This window comes from Candidatus Aminicenantes bacterium, from assembly GCA_026393795.1.
In the GTDB taxonomy this organism is placed as follows: Bacteria; Acidobacteriota; Aminicenantia; order UBA2199; family UBA2199; genus UBA2199.
The window spans coordinates 1-15397 of the sequence record JAPKZL010000224.1; the positions used below are offsets into that span (position 1 = coordinate 1).

At 63.4% G+C, this 15397-nt stretch carries 11 protein-coding genes and 2 pseudogenes; all 13 read right to left on the reverse strand.

All coding sequences use genetic code 11. The features are described 5' to 3' along the window. Positions 1-627: formate/nitrite transporter family protein (locus NTW95_11240; protein ID MCX6557985.1), on the reverse strand; the 627-nt coding region annotated here is incomplete at its 3' end. A 13-nt stretch (positions 628-640) separates the two neighbouring features. Then, the gene (fdhF, locus tag NTW95_11245) at positions 641-3364 is read right to left on the reverse strand and encodes a formate dehydrogenase subunit alpha (protein MCX6557986.1); all 2724 of its coding nucleotides are present in this window, start codon (positions 3362-3364) and stop codon (positions 641-643) included. Between the two features lie 66 nt (positions 3365-3430). Continuing rightward, a complete protein-coding gene (gene hydE, locus NTW95_11250) occupies positions 3431-4474 on the reverse strand; it encodes a [FeFe] hydrogenase H-cluster radical SAM maturase HydE (protein ID MCX6557987.1) in 1044 nt (347 codons plus the stop codon). After that, entirely contained in the window at positions 4475-5857 is a 1383-nt protein-coding gene (gene hydG, locus NTW95_11255; protein ID MCX6557988.1) for a [FeFe] hydrogenase H-cluster radical SAM maturase HydG, read from the reverse strand. Between the two features lies 1 nt (position 5858). After that, the gene (gene hydF, locus NTW95_11260; protein ID MCX6557989.1) at positions 5859-7103 is read right to left on the reverse strand and encodes a [FeFe] hydrogenase H-cluster maturation GTPase HydF; all 1245 of its coding nucleotides are present in this window, start codon (positions 7101-7103) and stop codon (positions 5859-5861) included. A gap of 127 nt (positions 7104-7230) precedes the next feature. Then, positions 7231-9039 carry an NADH-dependent [FeFe] hydrogenase, group A6 gene (locus NTW95_11265; protein MCX6557990.1) on the reverse strand — a complete coding sequence of 603 codons (1809 nt, stop codon included), beginning with the start codon at positions 9037-9039 and terminating at the stop codon, positions 7231-7233. Positions 9040-9056: 17 nt separating this feature from the next. Beyond that, positions 9057-10664 (reverse strand): NADH-quinone oxidoreductase subunit NuoF, encoded by a 1608-nt coding sequence (gene nuoF, locus NTW95_11270; GenBank protein ID MCX6557991.1) that lies wholly within the window; start codon positions 10662-10664, stop codon positions 9057-9059. After that, the gene (locus NTW95_11275; protein ID MCX6557992.1) at positions 10661-11119 is read right to left on the reverse strand and encodes an NAD(P)H-dependent oxidoreductase subunit E; all 459 of its coding nucleotides are present in this window, start codon (positions 11117-11119) and stop codon (positions 10661-10663) included. The genes nuoF and NTW95_11275 overlap by 4 nt, the downstream gene beginning before the upstream one ends. Positions 11120-11126: 7 nt before the next feature. Further along, entirely contained in the window at positions 11127-12302 is a 1176-nt protein-coding gene (locus NTW95_11280; GenBank protein MCX6557993.1) for an FAD-dependent oxidoreductase, read from the reverse strand. Positions 12303-12356: 54 nt separating this feature from the next. Beyond that, positions 12357-13880: pseudogene (locus tag NTW95_11285) on the reverse strand (SLBB domain-containing protein). 93 nt (positions 13881-13973) lie between these two features. Continuing rightward, positions 13974-14201, reverse strand: a pseudogene (locus tag NTW95_11290) ((2Fe-2S) ferredoxin domain-containing protein). 13 nt (positions 14202-14214) lie between these two features. Further along, a complete protein-coding gene (locus NTW95_11295) occupies positions 14215-14577 on the reverse strand; it encodes a (2Fe-2S) ferredoxin domain-containing protein (protein ID MCX6557994.1) in 363 nt (120 codons plus the stop codon). Then, the gene (locus NTW95_11300) at positions 14574-15104 is read right to left on the reverse strand and encodes an NAD(P)H-dependent oxidoreductase subunit E (GenBank protein MCX6557995.1); all 531 of its coding nucleotides are present in this window, start codon (positions 15102-15104) and stop codon (positions 14574-14576) included. The genes NTW95_11295 and NTW95_11300 overlap by 4 nt, the downstream gene beginning before the upstream one ends. Positions 15105-15397: the final 293 nt, after the last annotated feature.

Genomic DNA, 15397 nt, shown 5'->3' on the forward strand with positions numbered 1-15397 from the left:
GATGCTGTGCTTGAAGCCGGAGGCGACGAAGGCCATGATCGGGAAAAAGATGGCCCAGACCTTGCCGATGGTGTTGCGCGCGGTCAGCGCCATCCACACCGCCAGGCAGACCAGCCAGTTGCAGAGGATGCCGCGGAAAAAGGCGGGCCAGAAGGCGAGGCTCGCCTTGGTGGCGGCCGTCTTCAAGGCGGCGGCGCCGACGGCGACGTTGGTGCCCTCGAGCAGGCCGCTGCCGAACATGATGTAGGCCAGCAGCACCGAGCCGATCAGGTTGGCAACATAGACGATCGACCAGTTGTACAGCAGGCCGCTGAGCTTGGACTTGCCGTCCAACACCGACATGGTGATCATGGTGTTGCCGGTGAACAGCTCCGCCCCGGCGATGACCACCAGCATCAGGCCGACGGAGAAGACGGCGCCCTTGATGAAGGCGGCCAGGCCCACGCCGACGAACTGGGCGGCGTCATGGCCGATCATGTTCGAGATCTCGCCGCCGAAGCCGATGTAGGCGCCGGCCAGGATGCCCAGCACCAGCAGCTTGAAGGCGTTGTTCGTGGTTTTCTTCACGCAGATGTTCTCGTTCCAGTCCGCGGCCACCTGGGCCGGGCTCTTGCAGTCGAATTCCATTATTCCTCCTCTTTTATTTGGAAATTTTTTCTATCTGGCAAGCCGCCACTTTGTATTCGGGGATCTTGGCGATGGGATCGAAGGCGTCGTTGGTCAGCAGGTTGGCCGCGGCTTCGGCGAAATGGAAAGTGATGAAAACCGAACCCGTGTCGACGCGCCCGCTCTCCCGCGCCTCGGTAACGATCGAGCCGCGCCGCGACGACACCTTGACCTGCTCCCTGTCAACGATGCCCAGCCGTTTCATGTCAGCGGCATGCATCTCCATGAACGGCCCGGGCACGTATTGCGGCAGGGCCACGGTGCGCCGGCTCATGCTCCCGGTGTGGTAGTGGTAGAGCAGGCGCCCGGTGGAAAGCAGGAACGGGTATTTCTCGTCGGGCCACTCGGCCGGCGGGATGTAGTCGATGGCGAAGAACTTGCCCAGGCCGCGGGTGAACTTGTCGCGGTGCAGGAACTTCGTCCCCGGGTGCTCGGGATTGGGGCAGGGCCATTGCAGCTGCTCGCCGTTCCTGAGGCGGGCGAAGGTAATGCCGGCATATTGCGGCACCATCCTGTTGACCTCGTCGATAATATCCTTGATGGACGCGTATTCCATCTTGTAGCCCATGCGCGTGCTCACGTCGCGGATGATCTCCCAGTCGATGCGCGCCTCGCCAGGAGCCGGGATGGCCTTTTCCACCCAGAGGACGCGGCGTTCGGTGTTGGTGAAGGTTCCCTGCTTTTCGGCGAACGAGGCCACCGGCAGCATTACATCGGCCAGCGCCGCGGTCTCGGTCAGGAAGATGTCCTGCACCACCAGAAAATCGAGCTTCTCCAGCGCCTGTTTGACGTGGCCAAGGTCGGGATCGGAGACCATCGGGTTCTCGCCCATGATGTAGAGCCCCTTGATCTTGCCCGCGGCCGCCTGGTGCATGATCTCGACCACGGTCAGGCCGACCTTGTCGTCCAGCTTGACGTTCCAGGCCTTCTCGAACTTTTCGCGTACGGCGGCGTCGGTCACGGCCTGGTAACCGGGAAAGACATTGGGCAGGGCGCCCATGTCGCAGGACCCTTGCACATTGTTCTGTCCGCGCAGCGGGTTCACGCCCGCCGAGTCCTTGCCCAGGTTGCCGGTGAGCATGGAAAGGTTGGCCAGCGACATGACGTTGTCGGTGCCGGTGGTGTGCTGGGTGATGCCCATGGAGTAAACGATCGAGGCCTTTTCCGCTTTGGCGTACATGCGGGCCGCCGCGCGCAGCTTCTCGGCCGGGATGCCGCTGATCGTGACGGTCTTCTCCGGACTGAAGTCCTCGACCCGCTGCTTCAGCGAATCGAAATCCTCGGTGCGCGTCTTGACGAACTCCTCGGCGAGGAGCTTCTCGGCGATGATGACGTTCATCATCGAGTTGATCCAGGCGACGTCGCTGCCGTTCTTCTGGCGCAGCCACAAGCCGCCGTACTTCTCGGCATAATTCACCAGGTCGATCCGGCGCGGGTCGATGACGATGAGCTTGGCGCCGTGGAAAAGAACGGCGCGCTTGATGCGCGTGGCGATGACCGGATGGGTCTCGGTGGTGTTGGAGCCGGTGACCAGGATGACCTCGGCATTCTCCAGCTCTTCGATGGAGTTGGTCATGGCGCCCGAGCCGAATGAGCGGGCCAGGCCGGCCACGGTCGAGGCATGGCAAAGCCGCGCGCAATGGTCGACGTTGTTCGAGCCGAAGGCGGTGCGCACGAACTTCTGGAAGACGAAGTTCTCCTCGTTGGTGCACTTGGCCGAGGAGAGGCCGGCCAGGGCGGCGGGACCGTGCTCCTTCTTGATGGCGCAGAGCTTCTCGGCCACCAGGTCGAGGGCTTCGTCCCACGAGCTTTCGACCAGCTTGCCTTCCTTGCGGATAAGAGGCTTGGTCAAACGGTCGGGGCGGCCCACGAAGTCAAGGCCGAAACGCCCCTTGACGCAAGTTGCGCCCCAGTTGGGGACCGAATCGGCCCCCTTGACCTTGGCTATCTTGTCGTTTTTGATCCAGAGCTCGAGCTGGCAGCCGACGCCGCAGTACGGGCAGGTGGTGACCACTTTCCTCTGGACATCCTTCTTCTTCAGCTTGTCGCCGTAGACCGATTTTTCCATCAGGGCGCCGACCGGGCAGGCCTGGACGCACTCGCCGCAGCCGTCGCACTCCGAGCCCGACCACTGGCCGGTGCCGGCCACGACGTGGCTGTGGATGCCGCGCTGGGCCATGCTCAGGACCCCCTTGCCCTGGATCTCGAAGCAGGCCTTGACGCAGCGCTCGCACTTGATGCACTTCGAGGAATCATAGAATAGGACCGGCGCCGTGCTGTCCGGGGCCTGGGGGATCTCCTTCCAGATCGAGGCAAAGGTGCGCTTGGGCGTGTCCAGGCCGTAGCGGAAGGCCAGGTCCTGGATCTGGCAATCGCCGTCGCGCTCGCAGGTGATGCAGTCGTCGTTGTGCTCGGAGAGCATCACGTCGGCCAGCATCTTGCGCGTCTCTTCGAGCTGGGCGTCGAAGGCGGTGACCTTCATCCCCGCTTCGACCTTGACCAGGCAGGCGGGGACCATGCCCGGCCGGCCTTCGACCTTGACCACGCACAGCCGGCAGTCGCCGGTGGGCGTTATCTTCTCGTAGAAGCACAAGCCCGGGATGTCGAAGCCGTTGTCGCGGGCCACCTTGAGCAGGTTGTCGCCTTTCTCCGCCTGGAGCTCCTTTCCGTCGATGATCAATGTGATGCGTTCAGACATGGCCTCCCCCTAAAACACGTTATCCATTTTTTTCCCCCGAATGTCAATAAACGGCGGGGCCATTTTTTACCCGCTCACCCTGGAATAGCCCTTGCTCCTCACGATGCGCTTGCCCGCCGTTCCGGCGATTGTCGCCATGCAGGCGGCGCATTTCCCGTATTCTTCGGACAGGCATATTTTATTGTCGTACAGTTTGTAGCTTTCCCGGTACTTGGCCGGCGTGAAGTTCGGCATGATGACGTTGGCGCCGACCGTCAGCGCCTGCTGCCTTCCGGTCGGATCGATGGTGCCCATGGCCGTGGTGGCCGGAAGGTTCGACTTGGGCAGGAGCAGCCGGATGAGGGCCAGCGTCTTCAAGGTCGGGAAAATATCGCTGTTCGTGCACCCGCGCAGCGGCGTGTCCTGATGGGGAAGGAACGGGCCGATGCCGACCATCGCCGGATTCAACTCCTTGAAGAACAGCAGGTCGCGGGCGATCGACGCGAGCGACTGTCCCGGGAGGCCGACCATGATGCCGGTGCCGACCTCGAACCCCAGTTCTTTGAGGTTGAACAGGCACTGCGTGCGGTAGTCGAGATCGTCGTCCGGGTGCAGCCTCTTGTACAGGGCCGGGTCGGTGGTCTCTATCCTGTGCAGGTACCTGTCGGCGCCGGCCCGAAACAAATCCCGGTAAACCCCGCGGTCCCGTTCGCCCACCGAAAGGGTGACGGCCATGTTCATGCCGTTCTTGATCTTCTTGACCGCCTCGATCACCAGCCCGTCGCTTCCCTGGTCCTCGCCCGCTTGCAGCACGACGGTCAGGACCCCCTGCTTTTTCATGTAGGCCGCGGCAGCAAGGATCTCGTCGAGCGAGAGCCGGTAGCGGCCCACAATCCGGTTGGCCTTGTTGATGCCGCAGTAAAAACACCCCTTGCGGCAGTAGTTTGAAAATTCGACGATGCCGCGGATGAAAACCCTGTCGCCGAAATGCCTGCGGCAGACGCGCGCCGATTCGTCAAAGACCGGCCGGAATTCTTCGCGCGTCTGGAGCGAAAGCAAGCGGACAAGCCCATCCGCGCTGATGCGCCCGGCTCGGATATCCTTCAGGATTTCTTTATTGGTCTCCGTCATTTACAAATAAAGATCCTGGGAGCCGGCCTCGATCCTTCCCAGGTTGGCCCTGGTGGTCGTACGGGTCTTCTCGTCGGGGATGTCGGCCAGCATGCCGGCGATCAGCTTCTCGCCGGCGGCGCGGGTCGCCGGCGACGCGTAATGGACCAGGTACTCCTTGAACGAGGTCATGGCGTTGGGCAGGCAATACTGCTTGATCAACCCCGGCTTGGCCAGGTCCATGAAATCGCTGCCGGTCCGGCCCAAACGGTAGCAGCCGGTACAGAAAGAGGGGATGTAGCCGTGGCCGACGATGTCGTTGATGACCTCCTCCAGGTTGCGGTGGTCGCCCAGCGAGAACTGCTCGCCCGAATCGTCGCTGGAGTAACCGCCGGGGCTGGTGCGCGAGCCGGCGCTGATCTGCGAGATTCCCAGCGAGAAGGCCTCGCGCCGCATCGCGGCATTCTCGCGCGTGGAGAGTATCATCCCGGTGTAGGGGACGGTCAGGCGCAGGACGGCGATGATCTTGCGGAAGTCGTCATCGGATACGGCGTGAGGCGGATGCAGCGAAAGATCCGAGCCGGTGGCCGGCTCGATCCGGGGCAGAGAGATCGTATGGCAGCCGACGCCGAAGCTCTCCTCCAAGTGGCGGATATGCTGCAGCATGGCCAAAACTTCAAAGCGGTAGTCGTAAAGGCCGAAGAGAACACCCACGCCGACGTCGTCGATCCCTCCCTGCATGGCCCGGTCCATGGCCGTGAGGTGGTAGAGGTAGTCGGCCTTGGGCCCGCTGGGGTGCATGGCACAGAAGGTATCGTAGTGGTAGGTCTCCTGGAAGAGCTGATAGGTTCCGACGCGGGCCTCCTTCAACTGCCGGTAGGACTCGACCGGCAGGGCGGCAATGTTGATGTTGACGCGGCGGACCTCGCCGTTGCCCCGCTTCACGCCGTAGATCGTCTCGATGGCTTTCAGCGAATAACCCAGGGCGGCCTCGCCCAGCCCCTCTCCCGACACCAGCAGCACCCGCTTGTGCCCCTGGTCGACCAAGCGTTCGGTTTCGCGGCAGACCTCCTCCTGGCTGAGGGTGCGGCGGGTGATCTGGTCGTTGCTCTTGCGGAAGGCGCAGTACAGGCACTCGTTGTTGCACATGTTGGAAACGTACAGCGGGGCGAACAGCACCAGGCGCTTGCCGTAGATCTCGCTCTTGGCATAGAGGGCGGCGGCGAAGAGCGCCTCCAGGCTCGCCTCGTCCTCGAGCAGCAGCAGCTGGGCGGCCTCGGCGTGGTCGAGGCCTTTAAGCAAACGGGCCTTGGCCAGGATGTCGGCCGTCTCCTCACGGTCGGGGGGGCGGGAACTTTTCAGGTAGGAAAAAATCCGCTCGTGATCGATGAAGCCGGTATCCATATCAGACACCTCCCATTCCCTGCCGGCGCGGCCAGGAAACATGCTCATAGCGGGCGAACAGTTCGGGAAAGGGCCGCAGCGCCCGCGGGAAAACGTTTTTCAGGAAGGAGATCAGCACGCCGTAGTTGGTCATCGGCACTCCCGCCGCGGCGGGCAGCTCCTGGCGGCGCAGCATCTCGCGGCGGTTGAGCGTGCAGGCGCCGCAATGCACCACCAACCGGTAAGACGACAAGTCCTCGGGGTAGCCGCTCCCCGGCACGACGTCGATCTTCAAGCCGCCGCCGACGTACTCGTTCAGCCAGCGCGGCAGCTTGATGCGGCCGATGTCGTCCTGCAGCGGATGGTGGCTGCACGATTCGGCAATCAGCACCCGGTCGCCGGGGCGAAGCGAGGGTACGGCCAGCACCCCCTCGACAAGTCCGGGCAAATCGCCCTTCTGGCGGGCCGAGAGGATCGAAAAGGACGTCAGCAGGACGTCATCAGGAACGACGCTCGCCACCAATGTGAAGGCCTGCGAGTCGGTCACCACCAGCGCCGGCTTTTGCTTCAACGAGCCCAGGGCGGCCTTGAGCTCGCTCTCGCGGCAGCTGAACGGCATGGCGCCGGCGTCGAGCGCGTCGCGCAGCGCCTTGACCTGGGGCATGATCAGCCGACCCTTGGGGGCGCCGGTGTCGATCGGCACTACCAGAACGACCGTCTCCTCTTTGCGTACCAGGTCGCGCAGGAAGGAAGGCTCCCACTGGCTGGGGGCGATCTCCAGAATGCGCCGGCGCAGCTCCTCCATCCCCTGCCCACTCAGGGCGCTGACGCGGACGCAAAGCTTGTCCCTGAACCAGGAACTCTCCTGCTGCGGCAGGTCGGTCTTGTTGGCCACGACGATGGCCGGGATGGCGCGGCTGCGGAATTTTTCCAGCAACTCGTCCTCGAAGGCGAAATCGCTTGAACTGACGTCGACCACCAGCAGGGCCAGGTCGCTCTTTTCCAGCACCGCGGCCGCCTTCTTCACCCGCTCGGCGCCCAGCCCCTCGGCGCGGTCGTCGATGCCGGCCGTATCGATGAGCACCACCGGCCCGATGGGCTGGAACTCCAGCGATTTGAACACCGGGTCGGTCGTCGTCCCCGGCACGTCGGAAACGATGGCCACCGGCTGGCCGGTCATGGCGTTGATCAGCGACGATTTCCCGGCGTTGCGCCGGCCGAAGATGGCGATGTGCAGGCGGTCGCCGCGCATGGCCCGTTCAGCCATGGCTACGCTCCCGGGGAAAAAAGCTCGTTTGTTCTCTCATTGGGCTAAATATAACTCATTTGGTTCTGTTTTGCAAGCGCGAAAAAAAAGGGCAGCTCGGACTGCCCTTTTCAGAATCGCTCATCTTTCAGCTGTGATGCCCGGCGTGCTTGTGCGTGGCTTCCTTGACGCAGGCGCCGTTGAGCAGGCTGCGCTCGAAGTAGCAGGTGTGCAGGAGCTTATGGCACGTCTCCGAACCGGCGTGGCCAAGAAACTTCTCGTAAATGCGCTGGACACCGGGGTTCTCGTGCGACTGGCGCTTGGCCAACCCCTTGTCCTCGAGGTAGAGTCCCTGGCCGCGCCGCGCCCGGTCGGCGATGACGCTGCCGTAGGGCTGGCCGCCGCCGCCGACGCAGCCGCCGGGGCAGGCCATGATCTCGATGAAAGCGTATTCGCTCTTGCCGGTGTCGCGGATTTGCTTTTGCACCTTCTCCATCAGCGCCCGGGCGTTGCCCAGGCCGTGGGCCACGGCCACCTTGACGGTCAGGTCGCCCAGCCCCTTGGCCGGGATGGTCAGCGTGGCCTCCTTGATCCCCTCGAGGCCGCGCACGGCCTTGACGTCGAGGTCGTCGAGGTTCTTGCCGGCCAGCAGGAAGTAGGCCGAGCGGATGGCCGCCTCCATGACTCCGCCGGTGGCGCCGAAGATGGTCGCCGCGCCGGTGTAGCTGGCCATCAGGTCGTCGGGGGTCGCGTCGGGCAGGTTCTTGAAGTCGAGTTTGGCTTCCTTGATCATGCGCACAAACTCGCGTGTGGTCAGCACGTAGTCGACGTCCTGGAAGCCCGAGTCGTTCATCTCAGGACGGCGTGCTTCGAACTTCTTTGCCGTGCAGGGCATGATGGAAACGGAAACGATCTTGGCCGGGTCGAGCCCCTTCTCCTTGGCGAAGTAGGTCTTGACCAGCGTGCCGAACATCTGCTGCGGCGACTTGCAGGTGGAGGTGTAGGCGGCGAAATCGGGGAAGTAGGTCTCCATGAACTTGATCCAGCCCGGCGAGCAGGAGGTGATCAGCGGCAGCAGGCCGCCGCTCTTGACGCGCTCGATCAGCTCGGTCCCCTCCTCCATGATGGTCAGGTCGGCGGTGAAGTTGGTGTCGAACACGTAGTCGAAGCCGATCTTCTTCAAGGCAGCGTACATCTTGCCCACCGTCACCGTGCCCATGTCCATGCCGAACTCCTCGGCCAGGGTGACACGGATGGAAGGCGCCTCCTGGACCACGACGATCTTGCCGGGATCGAGGATGGCATCCCAGACATCGTCGACCTCGCTGCGCTCACGCAGGGCGCCGGTCGGGCAGAACACCGTACACTGTCCGCAGTTGACGCAGGAGCTGTGCCCCAGCCCCTCCTTGAAGAAGGTGTTGACGTTGACCTCGAAGCCGCGGTTGACCATGTCGATGGCCGACACCGACTGGATGTCGCTGCAGACGGTTACGCAGCGTCCGCAGACGATGCACTTCTTGGGATCGCGGTGCACCGAAGGGCTGGATTCGTCGATGGGCCTGTCTTCCACGACGAGCTGAAAGCGGTCGAAATCGACGCCCATGGCGTTGGCCAGGTCCTGCAGCTCGCACTTGTTGTTGGCCACGCAGGTCGGGCACTCGGTGGCGTGGTTGGAAAGGACCAACTCGACCAGCGTCTTGCGCAGTGAGCGCAGCTGGCGGGAGTTGGTGGTCACCTTCATGCCCTTTTCGGCCGGGGTGCAGCAGGAGCGTTTCGGCCCCGGCATGCCGTCGATCTCGACGATGCAGACGCCGCAGGAGGCGGTCGGCTTCAGGTTGGGGTGGTAGCACAGGCTGGGGATCAGCACCCCCGCCTGGCGCGCCGCTTCGAGGATGGTCGTCCCGGCTTCGACGGTTATCTCCTTGCCGTCAATCGTTAGCGTGATATTTTTGCTCATGTGCTTCACCTTTTTTGTTATTTTGGATTCAGGTTGAATTCTTCGGGAAAATGGTCCAGGGCGCTCTTGACCGGCATGATCAGCGACTGGCCCAGGGGGCAGAGCGACGACTTGAACATCGTGTCGGCCAGGTGCAGCATGGTCGCCGCGTCGCCTTCGCGGCCCTGACCCTGGCGCAGGCGGTAGACGATCTGCAGGATCTGCTGGGTGCCGATGCGGCAGGGAACGCACTGGCCGCAGCTCTCATGGGCGAAGAACTTGGCGATGGAAAAGAGCATGTCGAGAATCGAGGTCCCCTCGTCCATCACCAGCACCGCGCCCGAGCCGAGCACGGCCCGGTTCTCCTTCAGGCTCTCGAAATCCATTTTCACGTCCAAGAGCTTTTCGGGCAGGAAGACGCCGGCTGCGCCGCCCAGCAGGGCGGCCTTGAATTTTTTGCCGCCCCTGATGCCGCCGCCGTAGCCGAAGATGATCTCGCGCAAGCTGGTGCCCATGTCGGTCTCGACCAGCCCCGGGTACTCGACGTGGCCGAGGATGGTGAAGACCTTGGTCCCCGGGCACTTGTCGGTGCCGATCTTGCGGAACCAGCCGGCGCCGTTGGCGATGATGGCCGGGACGTTGGCCAGGGTCTCGACGTTGTTGACCGCAGTCGGCTTCTGCCAGAGCCCGTTGGTCACCGGGTAGGGCGGCTTGACGCGCGGGTTGCCGCGCTTGCCCTCCAGCGACTCGATCAGCGCCGTCTCCTCGCCGCAGATGTAGGCGCCGGCTCCTTTGCGGATCTCGAGCTCGAAGGAGAAACCGCTCTCGAGGATGTTCTGGCCAATCAGGCCGTATGCGCTTGCCTGGGCGATGGCCCTTTTCAGCCGCTCGATCGAGAGTTCATACTCGCCACGGATGTAGACGAAGCCCTTGGCGGCGCCGATGGCGTAACCGGCGATGGTCATGGCCTCGATCAGCTTGTGCGGGTCGCCCTCGAGGATCAGCCGGTCCTTGAACGTGCCCGGTTCGCCCTCGTCGGCGTTGCAGATGACGTACTTCTCGGCGCCGCTCGCCTTGCGCGTGAACTCCCACTTCATGCCGGTCGGGAAACCGGCGCCGCCGCGGCCGCGCAACCCCGAGCTCTTGATCTGTTCGATCACCGCCTCGGGGGTGATCTTTTCGGTGAAGATTTTTTCGATTCCCCTGTAGCCGCCGGCGGCAAGGACCTCGTCGATGTTCTCGGGATCGACGGTCCAGGCCTTGTCCAGGACGACGCGGCGCTGAGCGCGCGTCAGCCCGATCTTGGCGCCCTTCTCCGCGGCTGTTGCCGCGACCGGGGCCGCGGCCATAGACGCGACCGGGGCGTGGGACAGGCCGGCGACGACCCGCCCCTTGAGCAGGTGCTCGTCAATGATGCGGGTGACGTCGTTTTCGGTCACATGGAAATAATACATGCGGTCGGGATAGACGGCCAGGATCACCCCTTTGCCGACGATGCCGACGCTGCCGCTTTCCAATACCTTTATTTCATCCTGCAGCTTCCTGGCCTGCAGTTCCTTCTCCAGCCGGCGTTTGACCTCGAAGACTCCGGCCTGGGCCGTCCCTTCGTCGACCGGGAGCAGGACGTGGGTGCGATAGACGCTCATTTGGCCCTCCTCAGGTCCTCGATGACCCCGGCGATGCGCTCACTCGTCAGGTTGCCGTAGACCCGGCCGTTGACCATCATGGCCGGGGCCACGCCACACACGCCCAGGCAGGAGGTCATTTCCAGGGTGAAGAGCTTGTCGGGCGTGGTCTCGCCGAAGCCGACGCCCAGCAGCCGCATCAGCTCGCGCGAGATGGTTGAGGAGCCGAGCAAATGGCAGGGCGGCGACTGGCAGACGCGGATGAGGTTTTTGCCTCGCGGCTTCAGGCTGTACATGGTGTAGAAGCTGGCCACGCCGAAGACGAAGCTGTAGGGCAGCTTCAGGTAGTCGGCGGCGGCGCGCAAATCGGCGTCATCCAGGTAGTGCTCGGCGCTGGCGTCCTGGATGTCGTGCAGGATGGCCAGCAGGTTGTCGGTCGAGGCTTCGTATTGCTTCAATATTTTATCCCGCTTCATGGGCACCTCATAACATGGCTTCGATGGCCACCGCCTCGGCAACGACGGCCTCTTTTTCCGGGTTCTGGTTGCGGTCGCAGTGCAGACAGCGCCGCGCCTCTTCCACCGCCTCGTCCAGCGTCAAGCCACGGCTGACCTCCAGCCCGGGCTCGGCGACGCGTTTCTCGGCATCCTCGAGGTGCGGCTCCATGCGGGCGATGGTCTTCAAATACGCTTCCTCGTCATAATGGACCTCGACCACCTGGCGCGGCTGGTCGTACAGAACGCCCGGCCGCCCGAAGAAGCGGTCGATGCTCTTCGCCGCCTGGCGCCCCTGCGCCACGCTCTCGATCACGGTCGAGGGGTTGACGGCATCGCCGCCGGCGAACACGCCGGGAACGCTGGTGGCCATGGTGCGCGGATCGACGGCGATGTGGCCGCGCTTGTCCAGGTCCAGCTTGCCGCCGGTCAGGCCCAGGCTGAGCTTCTGGCCCAGGCAATAGAGGACGGAGCTGGCGCGGATGGTGTACTCGCTGCCCGCGACCGGCACCGGCCGCCGCCGGCCGGAGTCGTCGAAATCAGCCAGCTCGGTCTTGATGCAGTGCAGGCCGCTAACCTTGCCGGCCTTGCCGACGACCTTCAGCGGGTTGACCAGGAAGTCTATCTCGATCCCCTCTTCCTCGGCCCCGACCACTTCCTCGAGCTGGGCCGGCATCTCGGCGCGGGTGCGGCGGTAAGCCAGACGCACATTTTTAGCGCCGAGACGGCGGGCCATGCGGGCGGCGTCCATGGCGGTCGAACCGCCGCCGACCACGACCACGTCGTCGCCGATGGCCACTTTCTTGCCCAGATTGACCTCGCGCAGGAAATCGATGCCCGACAGGACCCCTTTCAATTGATTGCCATCGACGTTCAGCTGCTGCGCCTGGTGGGCGCCGCTGCCGATGAACACGGCGGCGTAGCCTTTTTTGGTCAGCTCCTCGAACGTCGTCACCGGCGAGTTGGTCTTGATCTCAACGCCGGCCCTTTGGATGACGTCGATCTCCGCCTGCAGCTTGTCCTTGGGGAGGCGGAAATCGGGGATGCCGACCTTCATCATGCCGCCGGCAACCTTGAGGGCTTCGAAGACCACCGGCTGGTAGCCCAGGCGGGTCAGGTAAAAGGCGCAGGCCAAGCCGGCCGGCCCGGCGCCGATGACGGCCACCTTCTCCTTGTGGGTTTTTTGGGGCGGGGCGAAGCCGAGCCCTTCGTCGATGGCCCAGTCGGCGAACAGCCGCTTGACCTCGCGAATGGCCAGCGCCTGGTCGTACTTGCCGCGTGAGCACTTGCGCTCGCAGAAGGCAGGGCAGACCCGGCCGCAGACAATCGGGAAGGGGTTGTTCTGCATGTGCTGGAAATAGGCTTCGCGGCGGCGGCCGTCGCCCATGTGCGAGACGTAGGAGGCGGCATCGACGCCGGCCGGGCAGGCGTTGACGCAGGGAGCGGCGAACAGCGCGGCGCAGACGCCGGCCGAGCACTTCTTGTCGCGGATGTGCTCGATGTATTCGTGCTTGAAGTACTTGATGGTCGAAATGACCGGGTTGGGCGCGGACTGCCCCAGGCCACACAAGGAGGTGGCCCGAACCGTATACGCCAGGCTCTCAAGTTTCTCCAGGTCGGCCATGCTGCCGCTGCCGTTGGTGATTTTTTCCAGCAGATCGTACATCTGCTTCAAGCCGACGCGGCAGGGGACGCACTGGCCGCACGACTCCTCGAGCGAGAACTCGAGGAAGTACTTGGCCATGTTGACCATGCAGCTGTCCTCGTCCAGGACAATCAAACCGCCCGAGCCCATGATCGAGCCCAGGCTTTTCAGCGACTCGTAGTCGAGCGCCGTGTTCAGGTACTTGGCCGGGATGCAGCCGCCCGAGGGGCCGCCGGTCTGGGCCGCCTTGAAGGCCTTGCCGTTGGGGATGCCGCCGCCGATGTCAAAGACCAGCTCGCCCAGGGTAATGCCCATGGGCACTTCCACGAGGCCGGTGTTGGTCACCTTGCCCGAGAGGGCGAAGACCTTGGTCCCCTTGCTCTTCTCGGTGCCGATGGCGGCGAACCATTCCCAGCCGTTGAGAATGATGTGGCGGATGGTGGCCAGGGTCTCGACATTGTTGATCACCGTGGGCTTGCCCCACAGCCCCTTGACCGCCGGGAAAGGCGGCTTGGGGCGCGGCTGGCCGCGCAGGCCTTCCACCGAGGCCATCAAAGCCGTCTCTTCGCCGCAGACGAAGGCGCCGGCCCCCATGCGCAGCTCGACGTCGAAGTTGAAATTCGTTTCAAAGATGTTCTGGCCCAGCAACCCCAGCTCGCGGGCCTGGGCGATGGCGGCGTTCAGGCGCTCGATGGCCAGCGGGTATTCGGCGCGGACGTAGATGGTGCCCTTGTCGGCGCCGATGGCGTAGCCGGCGATGGCCATCCCTTCCAGCACCGAATGCGGATCGCCCTCGAGCACGGCGCGGTCCATGAAGGCGCCGGGGTCGCCCTCGTCGGCGTTGCAGATAACGTATTTCTGATCGCTCTGGGAATCGGTGGTGAACTTCCACTTCAGGCCGGTGGGAAAGCCGGCGCCGCCGCGGCCGCGCAGCCCCGACTTGGTGATGACGTCGATCACCTGCTCGCGGCTCATCTGGGTCAGCGCCTGGCCCAGGGCCTCGTAACCGCGCTGGGAGATGTATTCGCCAACGTTTTCCGGGTCGATGCGGCCGCAGTTGGACAGGACGACCTTCAGCTGCTTCTCGAAGAACGGCACCTGCTTCTTCTGCTCGACGATCTTGCGCGCCTCGGGGGCCTGCCACAGATATTTCTGCAGCGGCCGCCCCTTCAGGAAGTGTTCCTGGACGATCTCGGCGGCGTACTCCACCTTCAGCTTGATGTAGAAGGAGCCGTCGGGGTAGACGACCATCACCGGCCCGAGCTCGCAGGGGCCCATGCAGCCGGTCTCGACCAGGTTGATCTCGTCGCGCAGTCCGGCCTTGTCGATCTCTTCTTGCAGTTTTTTCTTGAATTCGTGGCTGTGGGAGGAGATGCAGGCGCCGCCTCCGCAGATCAGCACGTCCAGCCGTTTGTTCATGACGCCCTCGCTGTTATTCCTTGACTTCGATGATGAATTCGGATACCGGGTTGCCGTTGACCAGGTGCTCGGCCACGATCCGGCGCGCCACCTCTGCCGTCACGTTGCCGTAGACCACCGACGGCTTGCCCTCCTCGACGACGGTGACGATCGGCTCGTGGGAGCTGAGGCCGCGCTCGCCGGCCTGGGTAACGATGACGTCGCGCAAAGCGCGCTTCTCGATCTCGTCCAGAAAGGACTTCAGCGTTTCGCGAGCGCCGGCGGCGATGCCGCTCGTGCCCATGCCGACCACCACCTTGAGCCGGGTCTGCCCGGCGCGAAGCAGCATATCTTTTTCCGTTTTTTCCCTGATTTTCTTCAGATCTTCGAGCTTCATTTTTCCTCCTTCTTTATCTCAACCTGGGCCATGGCGGCCTGGGCCCTTAAATCGCGCAGGATCTGGACGGCTTTCTGGGGGTTGAGCCGGCCATGCACTTCCTCGTCGAGCATCAGCACCGGCGCCAGGCCGCAGGCGCCGAAGCAGCGGGCGGTCGACAGGGTGTAGAAGCGGTCGGTCGTGGTGCCGCCGACCTTGACCCCCAACTCCTTTTCCAGGACCTTCATAATATCCGACCCGCCCTTGACGTGGCAGGCGGTTCCCAGGCACAGGTTGACGATATGATCGCCGATGGGATCAAGGCGGAAGAAGTTGTAAAAGGTGATCACCCCGAACACCTTGGCCAGGGGGACATTGAGCTCGCGGGCGACGAAGTGCTGGACTTCGAGCGGCAGGTAGCCGAAGATCTTCTGGGCCCGGTGCAGGATCTGGATCAGGGGCCCGGGCACGTTCCGGTTGGCATCGATGAATTCCTTCAGTTCCCGGTACTCGGCGTTATCCGGGATATGGACTGCTTGAGCTTCCATGCAGGCCTCCTTTTAGAGCCTTATAGCAAATTCTAAAATTTTTTGGTCTCCAAAAAATTTTTTGAATTTGCTATCTAAGGCTCTTATCCAGCTCTGCTGAGTTGTGGATGAAACACCATGAATGTCGCTGCGGACGTACGGCGGGCGCATCACTTCGAACCGTTGATCAGGGAATAAAGTTTACCGGCCGTATGGTAAGAGTCGGCTTGGGCGGAGAGGACGAACACCCCTTCCTTGCCGGCCCGCTCCAGCACGGTGGGGTCGGGCTCGATGCCGTTGCTGACGATGATCCC